The organism is Leifsonia xyli (assembly GCA_001647635.1).
GTDB lineage: Bacteria > Actinomycetota > Actinomycetes > Actinomycetales > Microbacteriaceae > Leifsonia > Leifsonia xyli_A.
This window is the reverse complement of record CP014761.1, coordinates 1,145,950-1,157,845: the sequence shown is the minus strand read 5'-3', so window position 1 is coordinate 1,157,845 and position 11,896 is coordinate 1,145,950. Positions and strand designations below refer to the sequence as shown.

General features: G+C 72.7%; 8 protein-coding genes. 6 read left to right on the top strand and 2 right to left on the bottom strand.

Annotated features, from left to right (window positions below):
• Positions 1-15: 15 nt before the first annotated feature.
• Genes A0130_05685 through A0130_05665 form a run of 5 tightly spaced genes read left to right on the top strand, consistent with a single transcriptional unit; the run spans position 16 to position 5,239 of the window.
• A complete protein-coding gene (locus A0130_05685; GenBank protein ID ANF31226.1) occupies positions 16-846 on the top strand; it encodes an rRNA (cytidine-2'-O-)-methyltransferase in 831 nt (276 codons plus the stop codon).
• A gap of 41 nt (positions 847-887) precedes the next feature.
• A complete protein-coding gene (locus A0130_05680) occupies positions 888-2,477 on the top strand; it encodes a methionine--tRNA ligase (protein ID ANF31225.1) in 1,590 nt (529 codons plus the stop codon).
• Entirely contained in the window at positions 2,474-3,403 is a 930-nt protein-coding gene (locus A0130_05675; GenBank protein ID ANF31224.1) for a deoxyribonuclease, read from the top strand. Before A0130_05680 ends, A0130_05675 begins: the two co-directional genes overlap by 4 nt.
• Positions 3,400-4,251: a 16S rRNA (adenine(1518)-N(6)/adenine(1519)-N(6))-dimethyltransferase gene (locus A0130_05670; GenBank protein ANF31223.1), complete on the top strand. Its 852-nt coding sequence runs from the start codon at positions 3,400-3,402 to the stop codon at positions 4,249-4,251. Before A0130_05675 ends, A0130_05670 begins: the two co-directional genes overlap by 4 nt.
• A gap of 52 nt (positions 4,252-4,303) precedes the next feature.
• The gene (locus A0130_05665) at positions 4,304-5,239 is read left to right on the top strand and encodes a 4-(cytidine 5'-diphospho)-2-C-methyl-D-erythritol kinase (protein ID ANF31222.1); all 936 of its coding nucleotides are present in this window, start codon (positions 4,304-4,306) and stop codon (positions 5,237-5,239) included.
• Positions 5,240-5,450: 211 nt separating this feature from the next.
• Here the strand turns inward: A0130_05665 and A0130_05660 are convergent, their stop codons facing one another.
• Together A0130_05660 and A0130_05655 are read right to left on the bottom strand one after the other, a co-directional pair.
• A complete protein-coding gene (locus A0130_05660) occupies positions 5,451-8,255 on the bottom strand; it encodes a hypothetical protein (protein ANF33313.1) in 2,805 nt (934 codons plus the stop codon).
• 176 nt (positions 8,256-8,431) lie between these two features.
• Positions 8,432-10,219, bottom strand: a complete 1,788-nt coding sequence (locus tag A0130_05655; protein ID ANF31221.1) for an ABC transporter ATP-binding protein — start codon at positions 10,217-10,219, stop codon at positions 8,432-8,434.
• Between the two features lie 43 nt (positions 10,220-10,262).
• Between A0130_05655 and A0130_05650 the strand changes: the two genes are divergently transcribed.
• Positions 10,263-11,894, top strand: a complete 1,632-nt coding sequence (locus tag A0130_05650; GenBank protein ID ANF31220.1) for a hypothetical protein — start codon at positions 10,263-10,265, stop codon at positions 11,892-11,894.
• The last annotated feature ends 2 nt before the right edge of the window (positions 11,895-11,896 follow it).

The following is an 11,896-nucleotide window of genomic DNA, read 5'->3' as shown; positions in this document are numbered from 1 at the left end:
TGTCAGACTGGGGGGATGATCATCCTCGCCGCCACGCCCATCGGCAACCTGGGCGACGCCTCCCGTCGCCTCATCGAGGTGCTCGACAGCGCGACCGTCGTGGCGGCGGAGGACACCCGCGTGGCGCAGCGGCTGCTGGCCGGCCTCGGTGTCGAGAACAGGCCGCGCCTCATCGCCCTTCACGACCACAACGAGCGCGACCGCGCCGCCGAGCTGGTCGAGCTGGCACGCGATCAGGATGTGGTCCTGCTGTCCGACGCCGGGATGCCGACGGTTAGCGACCCCGGCTTCCACCTGGTCGAGGCGGCGGCCGCGGCAGGCGTCGGCGTGACGGCGCTGCCCGGCCCGTCGGCGGTGCTCACGGCGCTCGCCGTATCGGGGCTGCCGACCGACCGGTTCACCTTCGAGGGCTTCCTGCCCAGGAAGCAGGGCGAGCGGACGTCGACGCTGCGTGCGCTCGCCGCCGAGCCGCGCACGATGGTGTTCTTCGAGTCGCCCAACCGGCTCGCCGCGTCCCTCGCCGACATCGCCGCGGTGTTCGGCGACGACCGGCGGGCGGTGGTCTGCCGAGAGCTGACGAAGCTGTACGAGGAGGTCCGCCGCGGCACGGCTGCCGAGCTCGCGGAATGGGCGGCCGAGGGCGTCCGCGGCGAGATCGTGATCGTGGTGGCCGGCGCGCCAGCGCGGGCGGCCGATCCCGACGCGGCGGTGGGGCAGGTGCTGGCGCTGGTGGCCGAAGGAACGCGGCTGAAGGACGCGGCGGCCGAGGTCGCGGAGGCGACCGGACTCGGCAAGCGCGACCTCTATCAGGCGGCGCTGGCGAAGCGTTCTCCACAGGCGGAGTAACACACGATTTCCCGCGCGCCCGCGCCCGTAGGATAGTCACCATGTCCGATGGCTCTTCCTTCTACATCACCACGCCGATCTTCTACGTGAATGATGTCCCGCACATCGGGCATGCGTACACGGAGGTCGCGGCAGATGTCCTGGCCCGCTGGCACCGCCAGGCCGGCGACGACACCTGGCTGCTGACCGGCACTGACGAGCACGGCCAGAAGATCCTGCGCACCGCCACCGCCAACGGCACGACGCCCAAGGAATGGGCCGACAAGCTCGTGGGCGAGGAGTGGCTGCCGCTGCTGAAGACCATCGACATTTCGAACGACGACTTCATCCGCACCACCGACGAGCGGCACGAGGTCAACGTCCAGAAGTTCCTGCAGAAGCTCTACGACGACGGCTACATCTACGCCGGTGAGTACGAGGCGCTGTACTGCGTGGGCTGCGAGGAGTTCAAGCCGCAGAGCGAGATCGTCGACGGCACGGGGGAGTACGAGGGCCAGAAGGTCTGCGCGATCCACTCCAAGCCGCTCGAGCTGCTGCAGGAGAAGAACTACTTCTTCCGCATGAGCCAGTTCGCCGACCGTCTGCTGTCGCTCTACGAGGAGCGGCCCGACTTCGTGCAGCCGGAGTCGGCGCGCAACGAGGTGGTCAGCTTCGTGCGCCAGGGCCTGAGCGACCTGTCGATCTCGCGCTCGAGCTTCGACTGGGGCATCAAGGTGCCGTGGGACGAGTCGCACGTGGTCTACGTGTGGTTCGACGCGCTGCTCAACTACATCACCGCCGTCGGTTACGGGCAGGACGACGAGGAGTTCGGCCGCCGCTGGCCCGCGAACCACCTGGTCGGCAAAGACATCCTGCGCTTCCACGCCGTCATCTGGCCGGCGATGCTGATGGCCGCGGGGCTCGACGTCCCGAAGCGCGTCTTCGGCCACGGCTGGCTGCTCGTCGGCGGCGAGAAGATGTCCAAGTCCAAGCTGACCGGCATCGCGCCGACGCAGATCACCGACACCTTCGGGTCGGACGCCTTCCGGTACTACTTCATGCGCGCCATCAACTTCGGGCAGGACGGCTCGTTCAGCTGGGAGGACCTTGCGGCGCGGTACCAGGCCGAGCTCGCGAACGGCTTCGGCAACCTCGCCTCGCGGGTGATCGCCATGGTCACGCGCTACTTCGAGGGCATCGTGCCGCCGGCGGGCGAGTACCACGAGGTCGACCTCCACGTGCAGGAGGTCGTGCGCACCGCGGCGGCCGACGCCGACGCGGCGATCTCGCGGCTGGCGATCCACGACGCGCTGACCGCCGTCTGGCGGATCGTCGACGAGCTCAACGGCTACATCACCGAGCAGGAGCCGTGGACGCTCGCGAAGGACGACGCGCAGCGCGAGCGTCTCGGCACGGTGCTGTACACCGCCGCCGAGGGCCTCCGTGCGCTCGCCGTGCTGCTGTCGCCGGTCATCCCGGGCGCGACCGCCAAGCTCTGGGAGTCGCTGGGCGTCGAGGGTGAGCTGGGTGCGCTCACCGCGCAGTCGCTGCGCACGGCAGGCGAGTGGGGGCAGCTGCCCGCCGGCACCGAGGTCAACGGGCTCGCCGCGCTGTTCCCGCGGATCGACGCGGAGGCGGTCGCCACGGTATGACGGACCCGTCGTTCGTCCGCCAGCGCCACGTCACCGACGGCCGCGACCTGGCGTACCCGCCGCTGCCCGAGGCGCTCACCGTCCCGGTCTACGACAACCACACGCACCTCGAGATGAGCGACGGCGATGAGCCGCTCGACTACCGCGAGCACCTCGACCGCGCCTCCAGCGTCGGCGTGCGCGGGGTCGTCCAGGTCGGCAACGACGTGGAGACCTCGCGCTGGTCGGCCGAGACCGCGGCCATCGAGCCCCGGATGCTCGCGGCCGTCGCCCTCCACCCCAACGACGCTCCCGACTACGCCGAGCGCGGCGAGCTGGACGACGCCCTGGCGGTGATCGCCGAACTCGCCGGGCGGCCGCGGGTGCGCGCCGTCGGGGAGACCGGGCTCGACTTCTTCCGCACCGAGGGGGGCCCGCGGCGCGAGGCGCAGTTCCGGTCATTCGAGGCGCACATCGAGATCGCCAAGCAGAACGACATCGCGCTGCAGATCCACGACCGCGACGCGCACGCCGACGTCGTCGCCACGCTCAAGCGCGTCGGGGCGCCCGAGCGGACCGTGTTCCACTGCTTCTCCGGCGACGTCGAACTCGCCCGCATCTGCGCCGACAACGGCTGGTACATGTCCTTCGCCGGCAACGTCACCTTCAAGAACGCCCCGAACCTGCGCGAGGCGCTCGCCTCCGCGCCGCGTCACCTGATCATGGTCGAGACGGACGCCCCCTTCCTCACGCCGACGCCGTTCCGCGGCCGCCCGAACGCGCCGTACCTGATCCCGCACACCCTCCGCGCCATGGCCGAGATCATCGGCACCGACGCCTCCACTCTCGCCGCACAGATCACCTCCAACACCGAGCTCGTCTACGGCCGCTGGGACAGCGAGCCGGTCGGGCCGCCGCCCACCGCGCCGATCGGGATCATCGCGTGAGCGAACTGCGCCTGCTGGGCCCCGCCGAGATCCGCGACCTCGCCGAGCTGCTCGACGTCACCCCGACCAAGAAGCTCGGCCAGAACTTCGTCATCGACGCCAACACGGTCCGCCGCATCGTCCGTGTCGCCGAGGTGCAGCCCGGCGACCGCGTGGTCGAGATCGGCCCGGGCCTCGGCTCGCTGACGCTCGGCCTGCTCGAAGCCGGCGCCGACGTCATCGCCGTCGAGATCGACGGCCGCCTGGCCGCGCAGCTTCCGATCACCGTCGCCCAGCTCGCGCCCGCCGCCGCCGCGCGCCTGACCGTCGTCCACAAGGACGCTCTCGCCATCACCGAGCTCCCCGCGGATCCCGTGCGCCTGGTCGCCAACCTCCCGTACAACGTGTCCGTTCCCGTCCTGCTGCACTTCCTGGAGCGCTTCCCGAGCCTCCGGTCGGGCGTCGTCATGGTGCAGGCCGAGGTCGGCCACCGCATCGCGGCGCAGCCCGGGTCGAAGGTCTACGGCGCTCCGAGCGTGAAGGCGGCCTGGTACGGCACCTGGCGCACTGCCGGCTCGGTGAGCCGTCAGATCTTCTGGCCGGTGCCGAACGTCGACTCGGTGCTCGTCGGCTTCGAGCGCCACGATCAGCAGCCCGGTGACGAGACGCTGCGCCGGCGCACGTTCGCGCTCGTCGACGCGGCCTTCCAGCAGCGCCGCAAGACGCTGCGTCAGGCGCTCGCACCCGTGTTCGGGGACCCGACGTCGGCCGCGACGGCCCTCGAAGCGGCGGGCCTCGAACCGAGCCTGCGCGGCGAGCAGCTGGCGCTCGCGGACTTCGCCCGGCTCGCATCCGTTTCGGTCGCGTAAAGCTCTCAGCAGGTGCACAGCGGCGAGTCCGCCGGGTGTGTAGGTTGGAAGCATGGTGGACGGGTGGGACGTTGACAGCGTGCACGTTCGCGCTCCCGGCAAGATCAACGTCTTCATGCGCGTCGGCGCCGTCATGGAGGACGGCTACCACGACGTCGCGACCGCCTACCAGGCCGTCTCTCTCTACGAGGACGTGCGCGCCTACCCGGACGACGAGTTCTCCCTCAGCTTCGGCGGCTCCATCGACACGAGCAGCCTGCCGGTCGACGACTCCAACCTCGCGCTGAAGGCCGCTCGCCTCCTGGCGCGGCGCACCGGGTACACCGGCGGCGTGCGCCTCGAGATCGACAAGAACGTGCCGATCGCGGGCGGCATGGGCGGCGGCTCGGCCGACGCCGCCGCGACACTCGTCGCGTGCGACGCCCTCTGGGGCACCGATGTCGGCCGCGACGAGCTGCACGCGCTGGCCGCGCGCCTGGGCGCCGACGTGCCGTTCGCCCTGGTCGGAGGCACGGCGATCGGGACGGGCCGCGGCGACCAGCTCAGCCCGGCGCTGGCGACCGGCCAGTTCCACTGGGTGCTCGCGCTCCCCGACGGCGAACTCAGCACCCCGCGCGTCTACAGCGAGCTCGACAGGCACCGCGAACGTCACGCTCGCGACATCGCGCCGGCGCAGCTGACGCCGAGCGTCGACTCGGCCGTGCTGCACGCCCTCCGGGCCGGCGACCCGGCGATGCTCGCCGAGGCGCTGACCAACGACCTGCAGGCGCCGGCCATCCACCTCGCCCCGGAGATCGCCGACGTCATCGAACTGGGGGAGATGAACGGCGCGCTCGCCGGCATCGTCTCGGGCTCGGGCCCCACGGTGGCGTTCCTGACCGCCGACCTCGACTCGGCGCTCGACCTGCAGATCGCGCTGAGCGCCTCCCGCGTCAAGGCCGTTCGGGCCACCGGGCCGGTGCACGGCGCGCGCATCGTCGGGGACTGAGGGACAGCGCAGGTTCGCGGAGCTGGTCAGAGGGACAGCCTCGCCGTGCGGACTGCCCGCCGCGCACCCTGAGGATGCCCGGCCGGGCGCGCGTCGGGTTGAGACGATTCGTCGGTGCGAGAAGCGTTTCCGCGAGCCGGGCCGGGCATCCCGGGTCGGTTTTCAGCGTAGGCGACGAGCCTGCCACGCGCCCTACTCGGGGGCGAAACCGTCAAGATTTGACGGGTCTCCGGCGCGACAGCGTGCGCAGGTCCCGGCGCGAGCGCAGCCCGAGCTTCGACAGGATGTTCCGCACGTGGAAGTTCACCGTGGTGACCGAGACGTACAGCCGCTCCGCGATCTCCTTGTTCGTCATGCCGGCGGCCAGCGCATGCGCCACCTGCCGCTCGCGCGTGGTCAGCGTCGCGAGCGGGTCCGCCGGAGCGACGGGCGCCGCGTCGGCCTGATCCAGGATGCGCACCGTGCGGGCAAGGTACCCGGACGCGCCGAGCCGGCGGAACGTCGCGGCAGCAGCCTCCAGCCGTGCGCGCGCGTCCGCGGCCCCGGCGGAGAGCCCGAGCCGCCCGGCGTCCGCGGCGGCCACCGCCTGCGGGAAGGGGAACAGCGAACCGGCCGGGTCGGACGCGGCGTCCCGGTACGCCGCGAGCGCCTCCGCATCCCGTCCCTCGGCCTCCAGGACCCGTCCCTCCAGCCAGCGCAGCGAGCCATAGTACGGACGCCACATCCCCGGCGCAGCGCACTGCTCGTAGGCCGCACGCGCCTCCGACGCCCTCCCGAGCGCGGCGAGCGCGTCCACCCGGTACGTCAACCAGCCGAGGGTGGACCCGCGCGACGCGGCGGCCTCCGCGTCCTCGGTCGCGGCGAGCTGCTCCTGCGGACGCCCGAGCGCCCGGGCCAGCTCCGCCCGCGCCAGGAACGGCAGGTCGCCGTCGTACGATCCGGTGATCCGCGGGTCCGCCTGTTCGGCGGCCTGGAGGCGCTCGTGGACGGCCTCCGCCTCGCCGCGGCCGGCGCGCACCAGGGCCGACGTCCAGAGGGCGATCGGCCAGCAGGAGAGGTCCGTCTCGTCGAGCGCCAGCGCGACCGCGGTGTCGGCCAGGGTGACCGACTCCTCCCATTCTCCGGTGAGGAACAGGATGTGCGCGTACATCGTCCGCGCGAAGCCGGCTGTCCAGCTGGTCGGGAAGCGCCGCACGAGGTCCGCGGCGCGGGAGAGGTCCTCCCGCCAGCGGTCGACGTCGCCGGTCAGGATGAACACCCGCGCGCGCCCGACCAGCGCATCCACCGTCGCCGGCGACTCGTGCTCCGCGGTCAGCTCGTCCAGCTCTCGGACCAGCGGGCCGAACAGCTCGGGCCGGCGGGCGTGCGAGGCCGAGATGATCGCCCACCCCAGCAGCCGGGTGAGGTCGTCCTGCGGTGCCGCCAGCCAGCGGAGCGCCGGATCGGCGACCTCCTCGGGCGACGGGCTCTCGCCGATGTGCCGTCGGGCCGTCTCCAGGTGATCGAGCACGGTTGCGAAGTCGCCCATCGCCATGAGCACCTTCGGCAGCGCCTCGGCCGCGTGGGAGCGGATCGCCCGCTCATCCGCGTTCGTCGCGGGCCGTCGCTCCAGCTCCAGCGCGAGCGCCAGGGCTCCGGGCAGATCGCGGGAGAGGGTGCGCACCTCCAGGAGCACCGCGTCGCGGGTGGGCAAGGACGGCAGCGACTCGTAGGCGGGACGCAGCGCCAGGATGCGCTCGTGCATCCGGAAGCGCATCGCGATGAGCCCGAGCTCGAGCAGCGCCCGCTCCGACTCCGCACCGGCCGCCAGATCGACGGCGGAGCGCGCGTAGCTGAACGCCTGCTCCGCCTGACCCAGGTCGGACACGGCGAGCGCCGCCCCGAGGAGCTCCTGCACGAGGCCGGGATCGGCCTGGTCGGCCGCCTCCACCCGGTGACGCAGCGCGCGGTGCCCGGTGAGCACCTCCGCGGCGACGCGGTGGATGGCGGTCCGGCGGTCGAGCGGAACGCCCGCGACGAGTGCGTCGGCGAGCAGCGCGTGCGCGGGCTCGACGCGCACCACGCCGTCCCGCGTTCCGGCCAGCACCAGTCCGCGGGCCACGGCGGCGTGCACGTCCACGTCGGCGCCCAGCCGTGTGGCGATGGTGCCGACGACGGGCAGCGGCAGCGGGTCGCGCAGCACGGCGACGAGTTCGGCGGCGGCGCGCACGGACGGGTCGGCGCCTTCGAGGGACGCCGCGATGGCGGTGGCGAGCGGCGTGATCGCGGTGCCGGGGAGGTCCCAGCCTGCGGGATGCGCGGCCTGCGCGAACGACTCCCGCAGCTGCCCGAGCAGCACGCTCAGCAGCAGGGGCGAGCCTTGCGTCGCCTCGGTGAGGCGGGTGGCGGTGCGGCGCGAGATCGGGTGGCCCAGGATGTGGCGGGCGAGCTCCTGCGTGTCGCCGACGGTCAGCGGCGTGAGGTCGACGCGGGCGTGGTTCGCCGTGTTCGAGGCGATGTCGTCGAAGAGCGCCACCACGTTGTTCTGCTGCGGTCGTGTCGCTGCGGTGAAGAGGAACCCCTGGTCGGAGAGCCGGCGCACGACGAAGCGCAGGGTCCGTGCCGACGGCTCGTCGACCCACTGCGCGTCGTCGACGATGAGGCACACGGGTCCGTCGATCGCGTCGACCGCGTCGAGCAGCAGGCGCCCGACGGTCAGCGGGTCGTCACCGGGCGCGGGAGACGGGATGCGGGCCGACGCGCCGCGGCTCCGTCCGCGCACCCCGTTCAGTCCCCGGATCAGCGTCTCGACGGTGGCGTAGGCGAGGTCGGATTCGAACGAGTCGGCGTGGACGCGGAGCACCGTCCATCCGTCGAGCCGTTCGGCGACGTCGGCCAGCAGGGCGGTCTTGCCGAGGCCCGCCTCGCCGGTCACCAGCACGGCGCCGCCGGTCTCGCGCGCGTGGTGGGCGACCAGGAGGACCGTCTCCCGGGCGTGGTCCCGTCCGAACAGGAGCCGCGTGTCCGCGGCCCGAATCTCCTTGCTCACGTGCCGCTCCCGTTCCCCCTCGGCCGCGTCGGGTCGGGTACGCGACCGATTCTCAGGATCATCGCACAGCGAGGACGGCGTTTCGTTCCCCAGTCCGGGGTGTGCGCCGGCGCAAGTGTTCGCGCTGCGAACGCGCCCGTCTCCCGCTGGGCCGCTGGCGGCGTTCAGCCCTCCAGCTGCTCCGAGAGCTCCAGCCAGCGGGTCTCGAGGTCGGCGATCTCGCCCTCCAGCGTCCGCAGCTCATCGGTGAGGCGGCCGAGGCCGACGTAGTCGCTCTGATCGTGCCGGGCCAGCTCCTCGTGCTTCGCCGCGACCTGGTCGGTCACCTTGGCGAGGCGCCGGTCGAGCGCGGTGAGCTCCTTCTCCGCCGCGCGCAGTGCAGCGCCCGAGAGGGCCGGACCGCAGACGGCCGCCACGGGTGCGGACGGCGCCGTCCCCTCGCTCCTGCTCTGCGCGCGACGCAGCCGCAGGTACTCGTCCACCCCGCCGGGGAGGTGCCGGAGCCGCCCGTCCAGCACCGCGTACTGCTGGTCGGTGACCCGCTCCAGCAGGTACCGGTCGTGCGAGACGACGAGCAGCGTCCCGGGCCAGGAGTCGAGCAGGTCCTCCATCGCCGCGAGCATGTCGGTGTCGAGGTCGTTGGTCGGCTCGTCCAGGATGAGGACGTTCGGCTCGTCGAGCAGGATGAGGAGCAGCTGGAGGCGGCGCTTCTGGCCGCCCGACAGATCTTTCACCGGGGTGGAGAGCTGCGCGTTCGTGAATCCGAGCCGCTCCAGCATCTGGCCCGGGCTGACCTCTTTGCCACCCGCGAGGTAGGTCGTCTTCTTGCCCGCGACCACCGCGCTGACGCGCTCGTCGCGCACCTCGTCGAGCTCGTCGAGCTGCTGGGTCAGGGTGGCGATCTTGACGGTCTTGCCGCGCTTCACGCGGCCGGAGTCCGGCTTGACGGTGCCGGCGACGAGGCCGAGCAGGGTCGACTTGCCCGCGCCGTTGACGCCCAGGATGCCGGTGCGCTCGCCTGGGGCGATGCGCCACTCCACGTCGCGCAGCACGGTCTTCGGCGGGTACGACACGGACACATCGAGCAGGTCGACGACGTCCTTGCCGAGGCGGGCGGTCGCCAGCGTGGTCAGCGCCACGGTGTCGCGCAGCGGCGGCTCGTCCGCGATCAGCTCGGCCGCCGCGTCCATCCGGAACTTGGGCTTGGAGGTGCGCGCCGGCGCCCCGCGGCGCAGCCAGGCCAGCTCCTTGCGCATGAGGTTCTGGCGCTTCGTCTCGGCGACGGCGGCCATCCGGTCGCGCTCGACACGCTGCAGCACGTAGGCCGCGTAGCCGCCCTCGAACGGCTCCACGATGCCGTCGTGCACCTCCCAGGTCGCCGTCGACACCTCATCCAGGAACCACCGGTCGTGCGTCACGACCACCAGCGCGCCGGAGCCGGACGACCAGCGCCCCTTCAGGTGCTGCGCCAGCCAGGCGACGCCCTCCAGGTCGAGGTGGTTCGTCGGCTCGTCGAGGAACAGGATGTCGTGGTCGTGCACCAGCAGCGCGGCGAGCGCGACGCGGCGCCGCTGGCCGCCGGACAGCTCGCCGATGGTCGCATCCCACCGGATGTCGGACACGAGACCCGCCAGCACGTCCCGGACCCGCGGATCGCCGGCCCACAGGTGCTCCTCGCGGTCGCCGACGATCGCATGCCCCACGGTCAGCTGCGCCGGCAGCTCGTCGCGCTGGTCGAGCATCCCGACCGTCACATCCCGCCGCCGCGTGACCCGGCCGGAGTCCGGCTCGAGGCGACCGGCCAGCAGCTGCAGGAGCGTCGACTTGCCGTCGCCGTTGCGGCCGACGACGCCGATGCGGTCGCCCTCCGCGATGCCGAGAGTGACGGAGTCGAAGACGGTGCGCGTCGGGTACTCCAGGTGCAGCGCTTCCGCGCCGAGAAGGTGAGCCATGAGGCCATCCAGCCTACCGGGGATGCCGCACTAGACTCCCGCCATGGTCACCCACACCGTCGTGAACCAGTCTCCGCCGCGCGTCGACGTCGACGAGTTCGCCGCCAACGCACCGCTGCGCGAGGGGGTGGAGCGGTACGACGCGGGATGGGCGGCCGCCGCGCTCGGCGAGACCGGCCGGCTCGTCGGGTCGGCGTCCTTCCAGCGCGATGCGGAGCTCGCGAACGTCCACGAGCCGCAGCTGCGCGCCTTCGACCGGTGGGGCAACCGGATCGACGAGGTCGAGTACGACGACGGATACCACCGGGTGATCGCGCAGGCGGTGGCCGCCGGGGCGCACACCTCCGCGTGGGCCGAGCCGCGCCCGGGCGCGAACGTCGCCCGCGCCGCCGCCTTCATGCTGTTCGCCCAGATCGAGCCCGGGCACGCCTGCCCCGTCTCCATGACGCATGCGGCCGTCCCCGCGCTCGCCGCCTCCGACTCCCTGTCCGCCGAGTGGATGCCGCGCCTGCTCAGCCGCGAGTACGACGGCCGGCTGCTCGCGGGCAAGTCGTCGGCGCTGTTCGGGATGGCGATGACCGAGAAGCAGGGCGGGTCGGACGTCCGCGCCAACACCACGCGGGCTCTCGCCGACGGCGACGGACGCTGGCTGCTCACCGGGCACAAGTGGTTCTGCTCGGCGCCGATGTCCGACGCGTTCCTCGTCCTCGCGCAGACGGCGGCCGGGCTGTCGTGCTTCCTGGTGCCGCGGGTGCTGGACGATGGCGACCGCAACGTCTTCCTCCTCCAGCGGCTGAAGGACAAGCTCGGCAACCGCTCCAACGCGTCCAGCGAGGTGGAGTTCGACGGGACGGTCGGCTACCTGCTGGGGGAGGAGGGGCGCGGGGTGCGCACCATCCTCGAGATGGTGAACCGCACCCGGCTCGACTGCGTGTACGGCAGCGCGGCGGGGATGCGCCAGGCCGTCGCGGAGGCGGTGTGGCACACGCGGCACCGCGCGGCGTTCGGGGCGCGGCTGGTCGATCAGCCCGCCATGACCGCCGTGCTCGCCGACCTGGCCCTGGAGTCGGAGGCGGCGACCACGGTCGCGCTGCGGCTGGCGCGGGCGCACGACGCGGACGCGCCGGAGACTGATGCGGCATTCCGGCGCCTCGCGACCGCAGTGACGAAGTACTGGGTCTGCAAGCGGGGGCCGGGGCACGCGTACGAGGCGTTGGAGTGCCTCGGCGGGAACGGGTACACCGAGGCGTTCCCGTTGGCCCGGCGGTACCGGGAGCAGCCGGTGATGGCGATCTGGGAGGGGTCGGGCAACGTCATCGCGCTGGATGTGCTGCGCGCGCTGCGGCGGGAGCCGGCGGCGTGGGAGGTGTTCGACGCGGAGCTGGCCGGCGCGCGCGGCGTGTACCGGACCTTCGACGCGCATCACGATCGGCTGCGGGCGCGCGTGGCGTCGTGCGTCGCATCGGCGGACGCCGATCCGGTCGCCGCCGAGTCGTCGGTGCGCTCGCTGGTCTCGGCGCTCGCGGTCGCGCTGCAGGCGTCGCTCCTGATCCGCGACGCGCCGGCGCCGGTCGCCGACGCGTTCGTCGCCGCGCGCCTCGGTCCCGAGCGCGGCTCGCTCTACGGCGAGCTCCCGACCGGCCTCGACCTCCCGGCCCTCCTCGCCCGCGCCTGACC